The sequence below is a fragment of the Winogradskyella thalassocola genome (assembly GCF_900099995.1).
GTDB classification, from domain to species: Bacteria; Bacteroidota; Bacteroidia; order Flavobacteriales; family Flavobacteriaceae; genus Winogradskyella; species Winogradskyella thalassocola.
Genome location: NZ_FNCZ01000001.1, coordinates 1,524,047 through 1,547,819, shown reverse-complemented (window position 1 = coordinate 1,547,819; position 23,773 = coordinate 1,524,047). Strand labels below are relative to the sequence as shown.

The 23,773-nt window shown below is 31.6% G+C and carries 15 protein-coding genes; all 15 read right to left on the bottom strand.

The window, feature by feature from the left end; translation table 11 throughout:
• Positions 1-5: 5 nt before the first annotated feature.
• Complete coding sequence (locus BLT80_RS06290) at positions 6-2,921, bottom strand: sensor histidine kinase (RefSeq protein ID WP_092466707.1); 2,916 nt, start codon at positions 2,919-2,921, stop codon at positions 6-8.
• Between the two features lie 295 nt (positions 2,922-3,216).
• Entirely contained in the window at positions 3,217-3,885 is a 669-nt protein-coding gene (locus BLT80_RS06285) for a leucine-rich repeat domain-containing protein (protein WP_092466706.1), read from the bottom strand.
• A 95-nt stretch (positions 3,886-3,980) separates the two neighbouring features.
• Complete coding sequence (locus BLT80_RS06280) at positions 3,981-5,012, bottom strand: hypothetical protein (RefSeq protein WP_092466705.1); 1,032 nt, start codon at positions 5,010-5,012, stop codon at positions 3,981-3,983.
• 134 nt (positions 5,013-5,146) lie between these two features.
• Positions 5,147-5,605 (bottom strand): hypothetical protein, encoded by a 459-nt coding sequence (locus BLT80_RS06275; RefSeq protein WP_092466704.1) that lies wholly within the window; start codon positions 5,603-5,605, stop codon positions 5,147-5,149.
• A 156-nt stretch (positions 5,606-5,761) separates the two neighbouring features.
• A complete protein-coding gene (locus BLT80_RS06270) occupies positions 5,762-8,317 on the bottom strand; it encodes a LamG-like jellyroll fold domain-containing protein (protein WP_092466703.1) in 2,556 nt (851 codons plus the stop codon).
• Positions 8,318-8,470: 153 nt separating this feature from the next.
• The gene (locus tag BLT80_RS06265) at positions 8,471-10,120 is read right to left on the bottom strand and encodes a T9SS type A sorting domain-containing protein (protein ID WP_092466702.1); all 1,650 of its coding nucleotides are present in this window, start codon (positions 10,118-10,120) and stop codon (positions 8,471-8,473) included.
• Positions 10,121-10,274: 154 nt separating this feature from the next.
• Positions 10,275-11,558, bottom strand: coding sequence for a T9SS type A sorting domain-containing protein (locus BLT80_RS06260; RefSeq protein ID WP_092466701.1), 1,284 nt, complete (start codon positions 11,556-11,558; stop codon positions 10,275-10,277).
• Positions 11,559-11,661: 103 nt separating this feature from the next.
• On the bottom strand, positions 11,662-12,414 hold the full coding sequence (locus BLT80_RS06255; RefSeq protein ID WP_092466700.1) for a LytR/AlgR family response regulator transcription factor: 753 nt from the start codon (positions 12,412-12,414) through the stop codon (positions 11,662-11,664).
• Between the two features lie 2 nt (positions 12,415-12,416).
• Positions 12,417-14,264 carry a histidine kinase gene (locus tag BLT80_RS06250; RefSeq protein ID WP_092466699.1) on the bottom strand — a complete coding sequence of 616 codons (1,848 nt, stop codon included), beginning with the start codon at positions 14,262-14,264 and terminating at the stop codon, positions 12,417-12,419.
• 319 nt (positions 14,265-14,583) lie between these two features.
• Entirely contained in the window at positions 14,584-17,511 is a 2,928-nt protein-coding gene (locus tag BLT80_RS06245) for a sensor histidine kinase (protein ID WP_092466698.1), read from the bottom strand.
• 91 nt (positions 17,512-17,602) lie between these two features.
• A complete protein-coding gene (locus BLT80_RS06240) occupies positions 17,603-18,580 on the bottom strand; it encodes an FAD:protein FMN transferase (protein ID WP_092466697.1) in 978 nt (325 codons plus the stop codon).
• A 52-nt stretch (positions 18,581-18,632) separates the two neighbouring features.
• Positions 18,633-19,010, bottom strand: a complete 378-nt coding sequence (locus tag BLT80_RS06235; protein WP_092466696.1) for a Na(+)-translocating NADH-quinone reductase subunit F — start codon at positions 19,008-19,010, stop codon at positions 18,633-18,635.
• 101 nt (positions 19,011-19,111) lie between these two features.
• Positions 19,112-19,978, bottom strand: a complete 867-nt coding sequence (locus BLT80_RS06230) for a DUF4846 domain-containing protein (protein WP_092466695.1) — start codon at positions 19,976-19,978, stop codon at positions 19,112-19,114.
• Positions 19,979-20,026: 48 nt separating this feature from the next.
• Positions 20,027-20,659: a response regulator gene (locus BLT80_RS06225; protein ID WP_092466694.1), complete on the bottom strand. Its 633-nt coding sequence runs from the start codon at positions 20,657-20,659 to the stop codon at positions 20,027-20,029.
• A gap of 117 nt (positions 20,660-20,776) precedes the next feature.
• On the bottom strand, positions 20,777-23,773 hold the full coding sequence (locus BLT80_RS06220; RefSeq protein WP_092466693.1) for a sensor histidine kinase: 2,997 nt from the start codon (positions 23,771-23,773) through the stop codon (positions 20,777-20,779).

Here is a 23,773-nt window from a genome sequence, read left to right as displayed (position 1 = left end):
TGCATTTAATACGTTAATGTCATTTTAATAATTACTTTTGTGCCTTGTACTTCCCCTTTTTCATTGACAATATCTTCAACCTTTAGTACTACTTTTTTATCTTGACTTCTATTCAATAAATCGATGCGTTTCTGGTTTGCAGACGTCGCAAAAGATTTATGCAGTTTTGAACGCTGACTCTTAATATTCTCTGATGCTTCACGACCTATACCATTATCAATAATCTCACAGATTAATAGATTTTGGACGTCATCTTTTATAAAATTTAATTGTACTCTCTTATTATCTTTTTTATGAAGTAATCCATGTTTCAATGCATTTTCCACATAAGGCTGTATAAATAAGGAGGGCAAAAATATAGTCTCCAAATTAAGACTTTTATCTACTGTTATTTTAAAATTAAAATCATCATCGAATCGTTCTTTTTCAAGATCTAGATATAAACTAAGTGCTTTTATTTCTTCTTTTAAGGAAACTTCATTCGATTGGCTATGCTCTAAATAGGTTCTTATTAAACGAGAGAATTTCACTAAATACTCTCGCGCCAATTTCTTTTCGTTCAAAATAATGTAATCTTGAATAGAATTTAAGGCATTAAATATAAAATGAGGATTCATTTGAGAGCGTAAATTCTCTAATTGAGAAAACACCAATTGCTGATTAATCTTTGCTTTTTCTAAGGCTTGTTGCTGAGCAGCATTTAAACGCGCTGTTTTTCTAGAAAAATACCACCATACTACAGTTATTGAAATTATTAAAAGCGACGTATAAAACCACCATGTTTTGTAAAATGGTAATCGTACTTTTAAAACTACACTAATCGGTTGCGTATATTCTTTTTGAAATGTATTTTTTGCTCTTAAATGGAATGTAAATTTCCCAGCAGGTAAAGTATTGAATTTCACAAAATCTAAACCCTCTTCTACCGCTATCCAATTGTCACTATAACCTTCTAATTTGTATTCGTAATTTACAAATTCGTTAGATTGAAATCCATTAACATTAAAACCAAACCGAATTTCACTCTCAGTCTGCTCTAACTCATAATTAGTTTTTATAATAGTATCCTTTTCTAGAATTGAAACAGATGTAAAATATGGCTGAAGTGTTTTTCTGGTTTTATTAATACTCTTACTATTAAACTTATATAATCCCATATTAGAACCAAAGAAAATATCATCATCTTGAACAACAATAGAATTGATATTGTAAGAGTCTATCCCATCTTCCTTATTTACGGTTATGACTTTTTGGTTATCATAATTATAATTTTGCAAGCCTTTATCTGTGGCAATCCAAATTGATTTTTCATCTGGAGTAATCACATTAATTACATTAGAAGCTAAGCCATTATTAGCGTCTAATTGATATTTTAAAGTGTCATTTACAAATCCAAATAACCCTTTATTATAGGTAGCTACCCAAACAATATCGTCTTTAGTTATTGCTATTTTAGCACCATATACTGTTGAATCGTTATAAGTGATTTTTTTATAGGCCTTAGTTTTTAAATCTACCACTCCAAAACCATCAATAAAGTTACAATAGGCTTTCGTTTTATTGGTATTTAAAACGGAACCATAACTTCTCACCAAACGCAATAAAGACAGTGAATCTCCTTTTTTACTATACATAGATAAGGCATGAGGAAGGCTCACTAAATATTGGTCTTCATCGTAAACAGAGATAGATTTTGTTACAATTAACTTACTTTTCTTAGTCAATTCTTCTTTTGAGTTATGGAAAACGGACTCAGTTGTCGCTACCATTAAAAGATCATTAGATAGTGAGTTGTAACAAATTCCATAAATATTGTTCCTAAATGAGACATCAAGTTGTTTTATGCCATTATCTGTTTTAGAATAGTTAAAAATATTAAAGTCCAAAGTCGCCAAATACAAGTCTTCGTGATCCGTTTTTTCAATGGCAGTAACCCCTACATTATTTGGTAAAACTATTTTTTTTAAGGCAAGATTAGGCATTACAAAAACACCATCTTTTAGCGTTGTCACCCAAAAATTAGTATTGGAATCTATAATAAGATCTGTAGTGTAGCTATTTTTAAAATAGCGCTCACTTATAATTAGATTGTTATTCTTAATTTCAGTAATAAAAATACCTCTATTCGTTAACACCCATAATTTATCTTTTACTTGGTAGGCATTTACCACTATTAAAGAAGATAATATTTCTGGTAATTGCACCTCTTGTAAATCCTTGTTATTAGTAATATAAAACAAGGTATTTCTTTTTGAGGATATTAATTCATTAAAGAAAAACACATGATTATTATATTCAAAAAACTTTTTTGATCCACTTTGTTGAGCGGTTTCAAATGGATATTTATGAATAGGTTGAACGTTTTTTAAAGCCGTATCTTCTGTAAAATAAATGAGATTATTTTTATTAAAATAGAAACCTTCTTTAAGAGCGTTTAAATGATTAAAGTGATCTTCATAGAGTTCATTAATCGTATTGATAACGGTTTTGGTATCTAAATTTACACTAACTAAATTATTATTTGCAGAAATTAAAAGATGATTATTATAAATATAGAAATCTACTAATGTATTGATATCTTTAAAGTCCTTGAAGAGTTTTAGTTCATCATCTTCCACATAAAAAAATTGACCTGAAAGATTATTACACCATAGACGTCCTTTTGCATCTAAAGTTAGTCCAAATAGTGATCTTCCACGTTTTACAGGATTAGTGAATAGTTTATAATGCTTACCATCATAACGATACAAACCTTTATCTGCTGCTAACCAAATAAAACCCTCTTGATCTTCAAGAATATCATAAAATTCAATATCAGGTAAGCCATCTTTTTCAGTCAGATGAATTGAGACAGGCTGTTGTGCTGTTACAAACCATGTTACTAAAAATAAAAATAGATATTGAAGCCCGCTTAATTTCAACTAGAAAAATTTAGGGTTGAATTTACAAATTAATCTATTGGACTTTATTTTTATTTAGTAGAATGCACTTTTTGACTAATGAATGGTAAATAACCCCCTAAATGAATTAAAATAAATAGACGAGACCAAGAGCTGTAATCGCATAGAACACGATTAGAAACAATTCTAATTTGTATTGTTTGAAGTACTTCATGCTTTAATAAAAAGAAAAGTTGAACTCAAATGAATTAGTCCAACTTTTCTTAATCACTTATTTTAAATTATTAAATAGCAACGGTGCTAATGTTACACATATTTACAAGCAATGTGTGCTATAATTTGCATTACCAGAAATAGACCAACCAGCAAAACCATCTGTAGCTCCAGCATCCACCTGTACACAACTTAAAGTGCTTGATCCCAATTCCATTCTCCACATATTAGCATTGTTTCCGTTTGCTATGTTTACCGAATTTGAAAAACTATTGCTACCACCTTTTAAGTCGGTTAAATTTACCAACATGCTTACATCTAAATTTTCTAAATTATTACCTTCTAACAATAATTGTTCTAATAGTGTATTATTAGAAACATCAATAGCGGTTAGATTATTATCGAATAATTGCAAGTTTTTAAGATTAACATTATGACTAACATTAATGGTTAAAAAACTATTATTATTTGCTACTAAAGATCGTAATGCCGTTAGTTTTTGCAAGGCAGTTGCAGGTAAATCGTCAATATTAGAGTTTCCTATGCTTAAAACTGCAACTCTACTATCTTCAACTGTAACACCATTCCAAGTTGAAACATCCGTTGATGTAATATCCCAAGATAAGGTATTGTTTGTGTTGGCATTATAAATTTCAATTAGTGCATCACGATCACTTTCTAAGACGTAATTTGGTGTAGCATCATCATCACTGCTACAAGCCGTTATTAATAAAATAGCGAAGAGCAGTGTTACGGGTTTAAATATTTTCATTTGTTTTAAGGTTTAGGTTATACCATTCCTCATTTTAAACAAGAAATGGTATAACGATTTGAGTTTTAAATTTATTTGGTCTTTGTTCTAGAATATTAGTTTATGGACACCGTATTACCACAACCCGAATTTTTGCGGTACACTTGTACATTAGTAGAATCATAAGCATGACTTCCACCAGACTTCGTTATTTTTTGTAAATAAGCATCTTGATCACAGCTCCATCTTGCTGTTCCACCAGCACTAATTCTTGTTCCTGGATTACTACTTCCAGCTCTACCTACATAAATTTCATGATTTGAGTTATTACGAAGTGTTACCGTATTTTTTAACTCTGATGCCTGATAGTTTGCCTCATTTTGTTTTATTCTTCTTTGCAAGTCTTTATACTCTGGTGTTGCTTTTATAGAATCGTTATAGCGTTTTATTTCTTCGTCTCCAGCTTCTCTTGCGCGTTTAATTTTTGCAATATCTGCTTTATCTTGGGCCGTTATTGGACTCGCTTGCTTGGCTTTCATTGCCGTGACATAATCGTTGAATATTTTTTCAATATTTACCGTTTGAATATACTTATAGGTTGGTGATTGTCCTGTAGCTTCTAACTTAGCTTTCATGCGTCCTAAAAAACCACCTTTCTTCTTTTTCTTCTTTCCTGAGTCTTCTTTTGCTTCGCTACGGTCTTTTACCATAGCATATACAGCAGTGACATTCTTCACTTCTGGGACACCTTCACTTGGTATGTAACTAATCTTAAATAACAAATCGTCAATGACCATATAACCATCTAACCCTCTTTTGTGAATATTCTTTATAGTCATTACATTGGGGTAACTATCTACTCTTCCATAATCGCTTATTTCCGACATACCAAATCCTCCATAACTTTCTGAAACGGGATTAGCTTCAAAACCCACAGGTTGTCCGGTTGCTAATTTTTTTACGGTAATAGTTACTGCTGGTTTTCCACTTACAATAGCTATGGTACCATCGTCATTTATAGATATGCCAGAAAAACCTTCGTAGGTTGCTGTCTCACCATTAGCCTCAAGAGCTTCGTAAAAGGTTTTTTGAGCTTGCGCTATGGTTGCCGTAAAAATTAGAGCAACCGTTATCATTATTTTTTTCATAATAGGTTAAATTTTAAGTTTATATCGTGTCAAATATCGAATATGACAGAGCTAAAAAATGAAGTAAGTTTCTGAAATGCCGTTTTTGACTTCTAAAAAATAAGAACTTCTAAAAATTTGAATTACCCCGAAATTTATTCAGAAACCGCTACAACAAACGCTTTAATTTTTTCTTGTGTCATAGCAATAACCTTCGCTTCATTTTTGCTGTAAAAATTACTATAACTAAAGTCCGTCCAATCTTCGCTATCTGCATCTGCTGCTTTTACCATAACAAAACTTTCGTTATCGTAGGTAATAACAAAAAGTCCGTAATCGTTGTAAAAAACAGGAATTCCCAACTCTTTACTTTCTTCTTTTTGATACTTATAAATTGCAGGCATACATTGAGCACAAGCCGCAATTGCTAATACCTTATCGCCTGCAAACTCTCCATATTGAAAAAGTTTAGATTTGGTTGGCTTATTGCCTATTCCCTTTTCGGCTTCTAATAAATGGTAAGTGCCGTTAATGGCTTCTGTAGCAATTTCACTTTGAGAAAAAAGTACAGATGATGTAAATACTATAATAAGGTAGGTTAAAATTGTTTTCATAATTAGGTTATGTTTTAGATTTATGACACAAATATCTATGATGCTGTCGTTGGTTTAGCGTATCAGTTTCTGAAACAACAATTTCAACTTCTAAACAAAAAAATCTCGTAAGCATAACACTTACGAGATTTCTAAAAAAAAAAAAAAAACAATGTATTATTCCTTGATGAAACGTTTGGTTGAAACGTTGCCGTTTTCATCTTCTATTTTAATTAAATAGACTCCATTTGATAAACGAGAAACATCAATCTGTTTATTTTGAGCTTTTATGACTTCTTTTCCTAAGATAGAATAAACACTTGCTTGTTTGATGTTTTGAGTCATTTCTATGTTTAATATTGAATTTGTTGGATTTGGATATAGTTTGATTTCGTTTTCATTTAGTTGAAAATCATTTGTACTTAAAAATGGTGCTCCAAACTCATAAACTCCCATATCTACAGTTGTATTAAAAACACGTTGGTTTCCTAATAAATCTGTGGATTCAAAAACAAAACTGTTGTCTCCTGTATCAACCGCAGGCGAACCAGAAGTTAATGTAAAGTCCCCATTTGCAGCATCCGTAAATAGAGGATTAGAGTTAGTTGTATTACTTGTATTTGTAATTACAGCATCGTTAAAATTGGCTTCATCTATAGAATTTAAAACATTTACAGATGTAGGTAGCTGTTCATATAAATCTGTTATAGAACGTGCCGTTAAACCACCAGTAGCTGTATTACCCCAAAAAATAGAATTAGCTACTGTTGTATTTATCGCCCCTGCATTTCCGTTACTTCTACTTATAGCTAACGTTGATCTACTAAAGTTATTTAAATTTTGCTCTGTACCTGTATCGTTATTACTAACAAATGTAGAATTAATGATGTCTATATTTAAAGTAGAACTGCTACTAATACTTAAATTTCTAAGCCATGCCGAACTACCAGCATAACCTTGTGCAGTTGTACTATTCAAATTTCCTGCAATATTACCATCAAATAAACTATTGGTAATATTTATATTTGCATCAGTATCGTCACGAACAAAGCTATATATAGCTGTTGCCCATCGAGCCATATTATTAGAGAATATACAGTTTTCAATATTCAACTCACCTAATATCCCTGTTCCATTAAGATCATATTCAGCTAATAAACCTGCATTGCCGTTTCTTGAAACATTATCTTTTATAATACAATTTTTAAGGGTTAGCTTAGTAACCCCAGAATATTTTACAATTGCACCACCACTCTCAAAAGCATCTAAATTATTATGTGCATCACTTACTGTTATACCTTCTAATAATAAATTATTTCCGTATTCCGTAATATTTATAACATGGTAACTATTATCTGCATTTCGAGTTGTGTTTGAATAGCTAGAAATAAAATCGGTTGTATTTACATCATTATCTTGTAAATCTCCTGATAAAATAGTCGTATTTAAAACATGATCTGCTTCCGATTCCTGAGTTTCTGTTCCATTAAACCCTCCGATAATTTTTAAATTTTCTTTGTTTATTGTAAAATAAACGCTTCTATCAAAAGCATGTGGTTTATAATTACCTGACGCAACCCAAATATGATCACCAGAGGTTGCCAAATCTAACGCTGTATTTAAATTAATATATGCATCAGACCAGCTACTACCATCATTATTTCCTGTTGCATTATAGTTAACATAAGTTGGTATTCCTGTATTCTTAAAAATAAGGGGTGCAGACCATGATGAATAACTACCATTTCCACAATCTTTTCTAACATAAACTTTATAAGTTTCTGACGATGTTCCAGTAATAGTTGTACTTGCTCCTCCTGAAACACTTGAAACAACTGTAGCAGAAGAAAAAGGTTGAGAAACTTCATGATACGCAATATCCACAGTTTGTGTACCTGGTACATTTACATCAATATTTGTAGCTGTAATATTAGAAGTAAATAACTGATTAGTAATTCCAACACAAAAATTATAATCACCAATAGATGTTATTTCTGCAGCTGATATTTCTCTATCATAAATTAATATATCATCAATAACATCTCTATAACTACTTGTAGCCGTCGGGTACGAAGATCTATTTCTTGCTAAACCAACAATACCGTTACTATCAAATCCTCTATTACTATAACTTGATGCACTTGGATTCCCAGTCGAATCCACTAATTGTCCGTCAACATAAATTTTTGAAATTAACATATGTGTTGTAATAGCAATATGATGCCATTGATCATCACTAATATCCATAGATGTTATATTATAAACAACATAGTTAGCACCCACATTAACTCTTGAATAGTGGTTTATCTCTCCATCTTTTAAATAAATATGGTAACCTTTGTTAAAAGTTCCTCCAAGGTCATAAATTATTGTTCTTTCATTACTATCATTGGTTGCCGTCTTAATCCAAAATGACAAAGAAATATCATCATAAGAAGAGTCGTGATCTAAGTTTACTCGTTGAAAATCATCTCCATTTAACTGTAAAGCTCCATTAGCTGTACCAAATCTATCATTAACAAATAGAGAAGCTGATCCATGTTGAGAAAAATTAGCGCCATTAGCACCATCTACTAGAGACCCATTATCAAATCCATACTGAGCTATTAAATTAGTAGTAGGAAATTGGGCGAAAGAAAAACTACATATAAGTAGTAATAAATAAAATAATTTTGTTTTACTCACGAGACATTTATTGATTATGTGTTCGTTAAAAAATGTAATTTTTTTCATAATTGGTTTTTATTAAGATTTAGAAAACAAATATCTACTATGAAGCTTCATTAAAATGGGGTGAGTTTCTGAAACACCACTTTCAACTTCTAAACAAAAAAATCTCGTAAGCATAACACTTACGAGATTTCTAAAAAAAAACAAAACTATGTATTATTGTTTGATAAAACGTTTAGTTGAAACATTTCCGTTTTCATCTTCAATTTTAATTAAAAATACGCCGTTTGATAAACGAGAAACATCGATCTGTTTATTTCGAGTTTTTAGTACTTCTTTACCTAACATAGAATAGACACTTACTTGTTTTATGTTTTGAGTCATTTCTATATTTAAAATTGTAGCTGTTGGGTTTGGATGTAATGAGATTGAATTTAGATTAAAATCATTTACGCTTAGTGAGCAATTAGTGCTAAAACTTGTTTGCGTGTCAATGTCTGTCCAATTAGAATCACTGTAAGCGACATTATCTACTTGAATACAAGTAAGATTTGGATTTCCATTTGCTTCAAAATTAGAAAAATTACTATTATTTCCATTTGCAACATTTAAACTTGTTAAATCATTTTGACCAACAACTAACAAGGTTAAAGCTGAATTAGTGCTCACATCTAAACTTGTTAAACTATTAGAAAAAAGGCTTAATTGCTCTAAAATTGTATTTGAAGAAACATCTAAAGTTGTTAAATTATTTAAACTAGCAAACAATGTTTCTAATACGGTATTATTAGAAAGATCTATAGATGTAAGTTGATTATCATTTGCATGTAAGGCCGTAAGATTTACAAAAGCCTCAATCCCTGTTAAATCTGAAATAGACTGACCTGAACAAGAAATTAATCCTGTAAAGGCAATTGCTTCACTACATTGTATTTCTGCATCACCATTGGTGTTTATAGCAGTGTTTCCAACTAAATAAGATTTAAAATTGGCATCTGGGATGTTTACAGTACAAGGTGCCAAATTAGTGTCTGTATATTTATAAATACCTGGTAGTGTTCCAACCACAGCGATATAAATATCTTCACCATCAATATCTATACCTCTTGGATTATTGATCGATTGACCTATGTACGAAACTACTCCTGTACCCGATTTATGAATTTTACGAATATATCCTGTACTTGCACTGCTAATAAAATACAGATAATCATTTACAAAATGAATTCCCCATGGTTTTGGCAAACCACTTTTCACCAATTGAGCCATTGGTGCTGCTGCTGCTGCTGCTAAGTCTATTTTATAGATAGCTCCATTACTGCTGCCTGTACCAGTATATGTAAAATACATAATTGCCCCTTCATTAGTAACATCTGCTATATATTGATGACTTACTGGCAATGAAGCAACAAATACACTCGAGTTAACACCTGTAGCTTTACGTAATTCGTGTAGCGAATTATTATTAGGATTTGTAGATGTAAAATATAATTCATTATTATAAATGTAAACTGTAGACACAGTTCCCGAGGTATTTAATGCTTCATAAGAGCTTGTTGGTATTGTACCTCCAACATAAGCCGATCTAATACCATAACCTGGCACATAAATATTCTGGTTTAGACTCCAAAGATTATAGCCATTATAACTTATACCATTACTAGTGAACCCTGTAGCCACGGTTTCGAAATTATTTGTCCCAACTTGATTTTTATTAGCTCTTAAAAGATTAGCATTACTCGTGGTATAGACATAATCATCTACAACTGTGACACCTCTTGCGTCTCCGCTACCTGATGCAATTCTTGTTTGCGCATAACTTAATGTTGAAATTAACATCAATAATAAAAGTAATTTTGTTTTCATAGGCTAAGAATTTTAAAGTTTATAAAATCAAATATCTTAAACCAGCCTACTAAAAATGCGACTTAACTTCTGAAACAACAATCTCAACTTCTAAAGCAAAAAAATCTCGTAAGCATAACACTTACGAGATTTCTAAAAAAAACAAAACTATGTATTATTGTTTGATAAAACGTTTGGTTGAAACATTTCCGTTTTCATCTTCAATTTTAATTAAAAATACGCCGTTTGATAAACGAGAAACATCGATTTGTTTATTTCGAGTTTTTAGTACTTCTTTACCTAACATAGAATAGACACTTGCTTGTTTTATGTTTTGAGTCATTTCTATATTTAACATTGAACTTGTTGGGTTTGGCTGTAATGAGATTGAATTTACATTAAAATCATCTACGCTTAATGCTGCGCAATCGTCACTATAACTTGCTGTTGCATCTTTTAGCCAAGCTGTTGGCGGTGTGAAGCCTGTGTCTATTTGAATGCAAGTTAAATCTAGGTTATTAATTGCGTCCATTTGAGCTAAAATTGCATTATTACCATTAGCCACATTTAAACTGGTCAATTGATTATCAAAACAGGTTAATATTGTGAGTAACGAGTTATTAGACACATCTAAACTACTTAGATTATTAACAGCTAATCCTAATGCTGTTAACTGCGTATTACTAGTTAAATCTATACTCGACAAAGCATTATTACTACATAACAACTCTGTTAAGTTTGTAAAAGTTTCTATACCTGTTAAATCTGAAATACTTAAACCATTAACATTAATCTGCCCCGTAAAAGCACTAGCCTCACTACATTGTATTTCTGTATCACCATTGGTGTTTATGGCAGTATTACCAACTAAGTAAGCTTTAAAGTTTGCGTCTGGGATGGTTACTGTACAAGGTGTATAAGGTGAAAACACAATATCATCAACTCCAAAATTTTGTGAACTACCATTAGTTAATGATATATCTATGCTGCTAACATTAGTCCAATTTAAGTTCACTGGGACAGCATTTTGAGCAACATTTGCTGTTACAACGGCATTACCTGAACTATTATTTGGCGTAAAAGTCCAGTTAGTACTACTTGCATCGGCAGAAAAAGCTTTGAGGCTTTGAATATCTATTGCAGGAAAAAAACTTAATCGAACAACTTGTTGAGGTTGCTGGTTCATTACAGCCTTGCCTGTAGTGCCTTGAGTAAAAGCACCTAACAGAATAGGTGTACCGTTAACAGGGTCTGAAAAATCAACTTCATAACCACCAACAATTTGTTGTGCAATAATGTCTTGATTAGACGAACCAAAACTTAGTAATGTTCCTGTCTCCCAATCAAAAGTCTGTCCATAACTCAATGCAGAAATTAGCGTAAATAAAAAAAGTAATTTTGTTTTACTCACGAAACATGTATTGATTAAGTGTTCGTGAAAAAATGTAATTTTTTTCATAATAGGTTAAGAATTTTAAAGTTTATAAGACCAAATATCTTAAACCAACCTATTATTAATGACACTGAACTTCTAAAACACCATTTTGAACTTCTAAAGCAAACTACCCTATATTTTGAACTATAGTTAAAAACTCTTCCTTTTTATCTTTAGAAATGGATACGGTTTTATCATTTTCCATCACGATATAACCTCCATCTTTTTTGATATATTCTTTGATATAAGATAGATTAATAAGATGTGAACGATGCGGACGATAAAAGGTTTTTATGTCATTAAGGATATCTACAAAGAATTTTAAAGGTTTACTAACTAAGATACTTCCATCTGTAGTTGTTGAAACATTAGTATACATACCGTCTGCTTCTAACATAATGATATCAGTAAAATTCACAAACTTAATACCATCTGCATTTGGCAATCCTATTTTTTTAAAGTTAGAAGCTTGCAAACTTGTTTTTAATTCCGCTAGTCGTTTGTTAATTTGGGTATTGCCTAAAAACGCAATTGCTTTATCTACGGCCTCCTTAACCTGACTAGGTCTTACAGGCTTTAACAAATAATCTATAGCAGACAATTGAAAAGCCTGTATGGCATATTCGCTATACGCCGTAGTGAAAATGATTTCGAAATTATAAACTTCTTTTTCAATAAAATTTAAAATTTCTAAACCAGAATGCTCAGGCATTTCAATATCTAAAAACACAATACTTGGTTGTTCTTTTTTTATAAGTTCTACTCCTGAAATTAAGTCATCAGCTTCAAAAATTTGAGTAATCTTCGGACAATTTTCTTCTACTAAAATATGTAAAACATGTCTTGCTTTTTTTTCGTCGTCTATAATTAATGCTTTCATTTTTACTTTTTAATAATAGGGATTACTAAAATCACTTTTGTCCCAACAGCTTTTTCATTGTCTTTTAAATCGATAAACTCCACACCGATTTTTTTATCACGGCCATAATTTAATAAATCTAATCGTTCCGTAGTCGCTTTTAAGGCAAAGGATTTGTGTTGCCCTTCTCTTTTTGTGTTTATTTTTTTCGATTTTTCTCTACCAATGCCATTATCTTCAATGGTACATTCTATAATTTTATCTGAAGTTTTAGAAATAGATATATGAAGTTTTCTATTATCTTTTTTATGCAATAGACCATGCTTTAATGCATTTTCAACATAAGGCTGAACTAACATTGTTGGGATATTAATCTCATCGAAATTAGCAGTCTCATCAACTTGAATGGTATATTCTAACTGTTCTTCAAAACGTAATTTTTCAAGTTCTAAGTAGAGCTTTAAATTATGAACTTCATCTTGAATTGAAATGAATCCTGTATCACTAAAATGAAGATAATTCCGAATTAAATCGGCGAACTTTCCTAAATAATCGCTCGCTAGATTTTTTTGATTTAATACAATGTAGTCCTGAATAGAATTAAGCGCATTAAATATAAAATGCGGATTCATTTGTGCTTTCAAAGCCTTTAATTCAGAATCTCTGTATTGCTTTTCAATGGCTAATCGCTTCTGTGTTTCTTTAAGTTCTAAAGTTACTAATTCTGCTTTCTTTTTCGCTTTTAATCGACTAAAATAAAAGACGGACGATAGCAATATTAAGCAAGCAATAACAGCTGCACTGATAAAATAGTTTTTATTTTTTTGATTAATGGTTTCAGTTAGTTTTAGTTTAGCTTCGGCTCTTTCTTTTTGAGTCGTAATTTGTTCCGTTTCGTATTCTGTTCTTATTCTATTAAGTTGAAAGGCTTGTTCTTTTTTAAATACAGAGTCTTTATTTTGAATAAATAACTCAAAAGCTTCGTTACTTTCTTTGTATTTGCCTAAGCTTGCGAGTATGTCCTTTCTATTCTCGTAGGTTAATCGCAGTCCTTTTGTATAATTTAGTGCATTATAATGTGTTAATGACGTATCGTTATACTGCAGTGCTTCTCTATAATTTTTCATTTTATAGTAAGCCTTTCCTAAATTCAAATAACTGAAGCCCAAATGAAAATGATTGTTAGGCTCTTTTTTTCTAATTATTTTTGCCGCTTTGTTTAAAAGAATTATCGCATCAACATAGCTTTTATCATATTCTATATCTGCTTCTCCTTGCAAATTTAAAACACTTGATAGCCAAATTGTGTCTTTTTGTATGAGTGAAAATTCTTTAGCTTGCTTTAGGTTCTTTGTTACATATTCATAACTATTTTTAGTTTTAACACCAATTATTCCAAATAAGGTATGTGTTAATATTAAATATTCTACATCGTTAGATTTTTGTGCATAATTATGTGCCTTTAATGCATATTGTTTAGCTTCCTTATATTGAGATTGTTCGTACAACGAATAACTAATATTAACGTTTGCTACAGCAGCAAGTTTTTGGTCATCAATAGACTCATAAATTTGCGCAGATTTTATGAGATGGGTAATTGATTTTTCCGTTTTCCCTTGGTAATTATACACTCCTGCAAGGGTACCGTAAGATTTACCTACACCTCTTAAATAATCATGCTTTTTAGAATAATTCAATGTATAATTAACCATCGTTTCGGCAGCCTCCAAATCAGTATTCATTAGGCCTCTAACAATAACTAATATACTATCTACTTTCTTAATTACAATACTGTCATTTGCTTCTTCTTTTTGAGCAAAACAAAGTTGACCAATAAAAATAATTACGGAAAATAGGATTGCTTTTTTCATTATTTAATACTGAGAAAGGTATTATTAAATTTTATATTGAAAAGAAGGACTTCTTCAAGAAGCAACAAAAATAAAATTAATAACAAAGTGGCATTTGCTTTTCTTCTGAAAAACGGTTTTGAGTTTCTAAAGCGAATATGGTGATGAGTCATAGGTAGCCACTATCTCCTTTCGAGTATTCTTCGATACACTTTAAATTTATTAACACGAACAATTTGGTCTTTAAAATATGAAAAAGATATCCTACAATTCCTCAAAATGATTTAGATTCATCGTCTGTAATTTCTACTTTCATATTTTACTAGGGCTCATTTAGTAATTAATCTGTGGTATACGGAATTGTAATATCAACTTGCGTACCTATAGGGATATCTTTTTCAAACAGATCGGTAATAACGACACCAATTTGTTTTTCCTTTCCGTAGTTTAATAATGCTAATCGATCTTGTGTGGCCTTAGTAGCAAAAGACGGATGGTTTTTACGACTTCTAGCTTTAAATTTTTCGGCTTGCGCTCTACCAACACCATTATCTACAATAATACATTGTACTGTCTTTGATTCTTCATTTACAAAGAAATTGATTCTTAAATCACGATTCGTTTTACGATGTAACAATCCGTGTTTTAAAGCATTCTCTACATAAGGTTGAATAAGCATGGTTGGTATATTAACCTCGTCTGGTTTTAAATTACCAGAAGTTGAAATGGCATAATGTAGTTTATCTTCGAAACGTAATTTCTCTAATTCTAAATACATTTCTAAACAATCTATTTCTTCTTGTAAGGTGATTTTTCCTTTGGTACTATGGCTGAGATAGGTTCTAATTAAATCGGCAAACTTTCCTAAATATTCACTAGCTAGTTTTTTTTGATTGAGCATAATATACTCTTGAATAGAATTAAGCGCATTGAATATAAAATGCGGATTCATCTGCGAGCGTAAATTTTCTAGTTTTAAAGCGATTAACTCATTATCTAAAGAGAGTTGTCTAATCTCCAATTCTTTTGCTATTTCCTTCTTTTTTAATTTCCTTTTGTAATACAAAATAATGAGACCTACAATAGATAAACTGTAGGCTAAAATAAACCACCACTTTTTCCAATATGGCAATTTGATATTCAATTTAATACTCTTAACGTTACTCTCAGCCCCCTCAATAATCGATGTTGGCCTCACCTGAAATGTATATTTCCCCACTGGCAGGCTACTATATTTCACCGTATTCAAACCTAAGTCTGTAGTAATCCAATTGTTATTATAACCAACTAAACGGTATTGATACGTTTTATTTATATTGTATAAAATCCCATTAACATTAAAACTAAATTGTACTGAATTCTGATTATAATCTAAATCATAATCCGTACCTAAATCAGTCGATTCTTCATTAATTTTTATGTCGTTAAAATAAATTTCAGGTTCTGATGTCGTTTTAAATACCTTCTCTTTATCAAAAGAAAAAATACCCTTATTTGAAGACAACACCACGCGATTCTTTAAGATTTCGATTCCTGAAATTTTGTAAGACAAAAGACCGTCTGTCTTGGTTAAATTTTTAAAATCTTTTTTATCCGTATTAAATACTTGCAAACCTTTTGGTGTCGCTATCCAAATCGAATTTTCGTCAGCGTTTAAATATTTAATCTGATCAGACAACAAGCCTTCTTCTGTAGTGTAATGCGCAATAACTTGATTATCCCTTATTGCAAAAATTCCATTTTTAAACGTTCCCACCCAAACGATGCCATCTGCAGTTTCCGTAATAGAAATAGCTAAAATCTCTTTGTCATTATAGCGTATTGTGGTTGCTTTAAAATCGTTATCTAAAACTAGTAAATCATCTACATAGCCAACAAAAATAGTATTACTATTTTCACTATAATACGTTGTATAGATGCGCTTATTTTTAGAAAATGTTTTTACTGATTCTGCTTTATTATCCAAAAAAGCCAATCTGATATACGTTCCAAAAAGTGTCATCGTTTCATTAACACGAGAAAAACTTTTCACACCAAGAAATTCTTGTTTTTTTATGGTTTTTAATGTCTTGTTATTTACAAAATAAGCACCATCGTCGATACTTACATAACTATATCCAATATTAGAATTATATTGTATTGCAGATACTTTATTACCCAGGTTAGCAGATGTTTTATAAGTAGAAGCATCAACGTTTAAAAATCCTACGACTCCACTTTTAGAACCAAAAAACACAACCGAATCATTCACCTTATCGATGGCCATAATATCATCGCTGCTTTTAGGTAATTTATGTTTTACGACCTCTATATTCGGAATTAAATGAACACCATTAGTAAGTGTGGACACCCAAAAATTTTGATCTTTATCAACGATAACGTCAGTAACGATTTCATCTTTTAATATTTGATTTTTAAGTGTGAATTCATTTTTATCGTTTTCATAAATATAAATTCCGGTATTGGTTAACACCCACAAATTGTTCTTTATGACTTTTAAAACAATGATTCTTTTATTTTTCAGAAGTTCTAATCCTATTGTAGCATCCGTAGTGCCAGTATTTAGGTTGATACTTCTAAACATGTTTTTATACCTAAATTGTTGAGAAAAAAATAAAATCTCATTTAGTTTAAAAACTTTGGTATGACCTTGTGCTGTAGCCATACCTTTAATGTCGCGATAGTGGATGTTAAGCACAAACTGATTGGTCTCCTTAAAATCATTATTGAATATTTTTACAGCATTAAAACTAATCAACATGTAGCCCGTATCTAGAGGCAGCAATCTTGCCCCACCATTTCCATAAAGTTCTCTTAAAAGAATCTTCTTGGTAATTAAATCAATAACATATAACGAACGACTTGTTGTAATTAAAAGTTTGTTGTCTCGTATACTGTAATTTCCCAACTGCCCTCTTAATTCCTCTTTTAAATCTATAAAGGTGATGAGTTGGTTGTTTTCAACATAAAAGAATTGACCCGAAATATTAGTGCACCATATACGCCCTTGTGTATCTTCAAAAAGTCCAAACACCGATAAGCCTCGTTTTTCTGTATTAGTATATTGCTCATAGGTTTTACCATCATAACGATACAAACCACTATCTGAAGCTAACCAAATAAACCCTTTTCTATCTTCTAAAACATTATAAAATTCAATATCTGGTAAGCCATCTTTTTCAGTAAGGTGAATAGACACAGGTTCTTGGGCGCACAAAAAATGTAAGCCTAGTAGCAATACAATAAAAAGTAGTGTTTTCTTCAACATTTAAAAATTGTAGTTAAAACTACAATAAAATAAAAAGTGTAAGCCTATAAGCTTTTAAAAGTGTGTTTTTAACTGCTGAAAGTTGTTGTTTCTATTGTGGAAAGTTATTTAATGAAAGTGTTTCAAGTTCTTTTGCTTCATTCTCAAAAATAATAAACACTTTTAATTCAGCATGTCGCTCTGCAAATGCCTTTACTTTATCTATTCCCATAGCCTGAAATGCCGTGGCATAAGCATCAGCCGTCATACAATCTTCAGCTAAAACAGAAACACTTAGAATATTCGTTTTAGAAGGGTACCCTGTTTTTGTATCTATAATATGTGCATAGCGATTACCGTTGTCATCAATTTTAAACTTACGATATGTCCCTGAAGTTGCCATGGCTTCTTCTTGTAAAGCAATGATTTTCGAATATGACTGCTCTCCTTCAAAATTTGGATCATCGATACCCACTTTCCAAGGTGATTTTTTATCAAGATTAATACCTCTTACGCGTATTTCTCCTCCGATTTCAACTAAATAATCGGTTACATTCTTGCTTTCTAAAAACTCACCAATCACATCCACACCATAGCCTTTTGCAATAGCATTAAAATCTAAAAACGATTTAGAACTTTTAATAATTTTATTATCCCTCAATCCCATACGGTTATATCCCACAGACCTCATTAAACTATCTATAGTCGTGCTATCTATATTGGTGATTTTTCCTTCTGGCCCAAAATCCCATGCATTCACTACCGATCCGATAGTAGGATCAAAAGCTCCTTCAGTTGCTCTGTAAATTTCTTTGGATTTATTAAAAACACGCGTAAAATGTGCGTCTAATTCTACGCTTTCACCTTTATTAATTCGAGATATTTTTGAATCCGGAATATAGGTAGACATCGATTCATTAATTACAGCAAAAAGACTATCAAACTGTGTTTTATAATCTGAATCATCCGTTGTGTAATATTGAATATTATAGGCTGTACCGAATACAGGTCCACTAATTTTAGTGTTTTCAGGTTCTTGATTACAAGAAAAAACAATGCTAATTAGAAATAGGTAAACTATATTTTTCATAAATATGTAGATTGATTTAGACTGTGATTAGTCTAATAAAGCGGATGCTGTATTAATTCAAATTCATTTCAATAACCTGAATCCCATTATACTCAATAAGATATTCTTCATCTAAATAAATAGGTAAATCTTCACCCTCTGGATTTCCTAACCCAACGCCTGCATATAAAACCTTAGCGTCTTTTTCGTAAGCATGTTTTTTGAAGGTTTCCATCCAAACCACATCATAATTATTAGGATTTTCCGGTAAAATAACAGCGCGTACCACCACAAAATAATACTGGCTATTTTTATCAATACAGACAAATTGCGGATGTCGTTTTAGCTTACTATTAATAGCAATAAACTCAAAACCACGTGCTTCTAGGTCTTTGCCTACGTGGTTCATGGCGAGATTATGAACTTCTTGAGGTGTTAATGGTTTACTCATATTAAATTTTAACTTTTACAAAGATAAAGTCTTGATGAGAAATTTCCGAATATAACTGTAGAATAAAGAATTTTTGAAGCCTGACCAATAATTTTTCTATATTATTTAAACCGTACAAATTTAGAATTCCTAAACGTATAATTTGAAACCGAAATCACAGCATCATCTTCTAATTGATACCATGGAGATAGCGTTGAATCTTCCAAATTTTTAACCAAATGTACACTTTGCGCTGGAGTATTACCTTGAAACAATAAGAACAATTTCTCACCTTTATCATTAATCACCTTATCTGCAATCATAACAATATGACCAGGCGAACCTCCTTTAATAAGCATATCTCCTACTTTTAAATCTTTGGCTGAAACAGCTTCCAACTCATTATAAAGTGATAAGGTCCCAGAATACATATAAATTAAATTCAAGTATTTATAGAAGTTTTCTTTTGACGTATTGGCACTTGCCGTTTTATGAAACGTTACTTTATTACCGTTAATTTTAGGCCTATACCCTTCTGCATATTTAGTCCAAGAACAATAATGCCCTGAGGTAAATTTGAAACCAATTTCATCCTTTCTGTTGTTGTCCCAAAGGTATTCGCTTCTAATTCTAATTAATGCATCTGCACATTGTTGCAATCCGTTTTTTGGCACGGGAACTTCTAAAATCCCGATATGACCTCTTTGCCAAAAATAATGGGTATCATCGTAATTGATAATTTTACTTCCAAACGGTTTTAATTTGTAGTTTCTAAGATAGTCTTGAAAACTTCCTTTTTTATACGTTACACGTTTATAGCCTTCGGGTAAATTCACTCGCGAAGCAATGGTTAAACTATCTTTATTAACAAGACTTGGAGTTTCGATACTAGATGTGACTATAGTAACCGCTTTTTTTACAGGTTGAAACTGAAAGGCTAAAACAGCAAGCGATGCCAATACCAAAAGGATGAGTAGAACTTTCTTCATACATAACCTAACGCAAAAGTTATGATTTTTCGTATGTTGACCTTTGAATTACAACTCGTTATCGTAAGATTTTTTGATTAATTCAGCTTTACTATTAATCTCTAAAGCCTTGTAGATGTTTTTAATATGTGTACGAACCGTATCAATGGAAACAAACAAATCATTGGCAATCATTTTGTAACTTTTACCATCTACTATTTCGGCAACAATTTCTTTTTGTCTTGGTGTAAGTAAGTTACTCTGATTCTTTTTTGGTGCGAAGCTATTCACTATTTTTCGAGCAATGGAAGGCGACATATAAGAACCCCCTTTATGCACCACTTCTATAGCTTCTTTTATTTTTTTTAGTGATGTTTTCTTCGACAAATACGAACAGGCTCCCGCACACAAGGCTTTGTAAATACTATCATTATCTTCAAAAGTCGTCAGCATAATAATGTCTGCTTTTGGAAGTTCGTTTAATAGCAATGGAATACCATCAATACCAGACATGCCTAATAAATTAATATCGAGAAGAATTATTTCTGGTAAGGTTTCAAGTGATTTAATGGACGTTAAAAAATCTTCAACAGAAGACGACATTAGTACACAATCTATTTCAGCTTGAGCATTGAAGAACTCGTTCAGACTTTCCTGAACTAGTTGATCATCTTCTATGATTCCCAAGGTAATTGTACTCATTTTGTGACTTAAATAGGCTTCAATTTTATAAAAAATTTAAATGCTGAAAAGGTTATAATTCTTCATTAGTAAAATTATAACAATAATCAACACGCACAATCACATCATGATGTGATATTACATATTAAAAGGCAAATGAAGCTGAACACAAAACCCATTTTCTTTGAGGAATTTTAATTCTCCTTTTAATTTTTCTGCACGCATTACCATATTGGATAAGCCTAAACCTGTAGATTTATAACACTCTTTTTTACTCCCATTATCTTGGATTGTAAAGACACAACCTTTAGACGTATTGGTAAAAGCTACTTTAATATTAGTAGCGTCAGAATGCCTTAAAATATTGGTTATGGCCTCTTTATATATTAAAAACAGATCTTGCTTCGTTTGTGCTGTCAGTCGTTTATTAGGATTTTTAATACTGGAACTATCGATCTGAAATGCAATGTCTTTTGGAAGCAATAACTCTTCTGCCAACTCATGCATACGTTCAATTAAGTCATGAACCGTTTCACGTCTGCTATCAATACTCCACACCAAATCGCGCATCTGCGAAATGGCATTCCGACTGATGCCTGCAATTTTTTGAAGTTTAAACTTATCGGCTTCACTCGCATTTATTTCCATCAGTTCAGTTTGCATAGCCAAACCAGATAATAATGAGCCTACATCATCGTGTAAATCACTTGATATTTTAGTACGTAAACGTTCCATTGCCAAAGCTTGTTGAAGCCTATACCTAAAAATGGAATACATGATAGCTATAACCGCTAATATCGCCAATGCAATAAACCACCATTTTTTATAAAAAATTTGTTTAACCGTAATAGGTATCGATAGAATGGATGCTGCTTTATTTCCTCTAGAATCTGTACCTTTTATTTTTAACACATAATCTCCTGCTGGTAACTGATTATATCGGATAGATGATGTATTGCCTTGATAAAACCACTGATCCTCAAAACCTTCTAATTTAGTGCTGTATGTGTTCTTTTGATTATTGAAATAATTGGGCATCGTCCAGTCTATCTGAAAATACTGATCATAAGGAGAAATCTCTACCGCCTTATTTTTCAAGTAACTACAATCATTATTAAATCTACTTTTAAGCTTACTATTATATCCAGAGATTCCTGTAAAATGAATATGAAACCGCTCTGCACTCTTAAAAATCTCTTCAGGTTTAAAACTATTTAGACCATTCATACCACCGAAATAGTAATTATTCTTACTGTCTTTAAAGGCCGATGAGTAATTAAACTCGTTGTGAGAAAGGCCATCTTCTACATAAAAATTTTGAAACTGAGCATTTTCCTTATCAAAATACGAAATACCATTATAGGTACTAATCCACAAATTACGTTGTTCATCATGCATAATACCAACGACATTATTGTCCGCCAAACCATCTGCTTTGGTATATTTTTTAATCGTTTTTCCGTCTGCAGAAAGATAATTTAGTCCTCCACCATAGGTACCAATCCATAGGCTACCATCTATATCTCCTTCAAGAACTAAAATGCGATTTTTTGAAACATTAGGTGTTGTGTTGATACTAAATCGTTCTACAACCGTACCATTGAGATCAATTTTTAATAAGCCATCATTTTGAGTACCTACCCAAACCACATCATCTTCACGATTCTGATAAAAATAAGACAAATCTGAAACTTCAGTAAAATCAGATGTGTCTTTAAAAACGAATTCGCTCTCTTCGGTCTCGGGATTAAAAAGAACCAATCGCGATAAGGTATAACCGAACAGCAAGCGTCCATCTCTAAGCTTAATTAATGGGTTGGGACCATACACTTTTAGGTTCGGAATAAATTGATCATAGCTTTTAGTTTCTCCAGTTTTCAAATCGATTTTATACACCGTTTTTCCAACAGTAAATGCGGTAGTTTTAGCCTTATTAGTCACAAAGAAACTTGCGGCATATTGAAGCTCAATCTTGTTTTCACTTTCATTGTGTAACTTAAGTGTATCCATTTTACCATCTAAATCTTGAAAAAGCAAGACACCTTCGTTTTCACAGTGCGCAAAGATAGTTCCATCATTAGCTTCAAAAACAGCACGCATTGCATTACCCCAACCATTTTTATTGGATTTAAATACATTCTTAAACAGTTGCTTATCCGTTCTAATTTTAAATAGGCCATTATCTGTAGCAACCCAAAGTAAATTACTGGCATCGATAAAGAGCCTATTAATTTTAGTGAAATCAAATCTTGACTTAAGAATTTCAGAATAATCTATAAATTCACCTTTTGGACTCATTCTATATAACTTTTGCAGACCACCAAACCAGATGTGATGTTGATTATCTTCAATAGCGTAGCCAAATTCATCCTCTACATCAAAAATCAGTTTTGAACGTTGTGTTTTTTCATTAAAAACTTTAACACCACCTGTATGAGGAAAATAATAATGTGTATTATTATGGTCAAAAAACGAGGTTACATAGTGCATTTCAGAACCAAACCATTCGTAATTTCCCAAGTCATGAGAAGCCATAAGTTCACCATCTGTATTATACTTTAAGGTACCATTTGGAGTACTCCACCATAAAAAACCTTCTGCATCTTGGAGTAAGCCACTAAAACCTCTATTTGTTCTTGGGATAGATGCCATGATTCTAAAGTTTCCATCCTCAAACTTTTGAAGATATTGCTTAGAATCTTGACCTTGATTTTTCCAATAATCATCCGTAATAACCCAAATACTATTATCGGATATTTTTAGCAATCGCAATACCTTGCCTTTTATATTATGCGTTTCATTGTATTCCTTTACTTTGTCTGTGGATAAGTTTAAATTAAATAGGCGATCATTAGCCATAAACCAGAGTGCATCCTTAGCTTCATTCATTATCATTTCAGCTGTAAAACTTTCCTCTTCAATAAAGTTGGGGTTTTTCTTATCGCTATTATAAGTCTTAAAATGATAGCCATCATACCGATTAAGTCCTTGAGATGTACCAAACCACATGTGCCCAGAACTATCTTGAGCAATAGCCTGAACATCTCTGAACATCAACCCTTCTTCTGTGGTTAATACATCGACTTGCGAAGGGTTTTGAGAATACACACTATAGTACGCAAAAAACAAACTCAT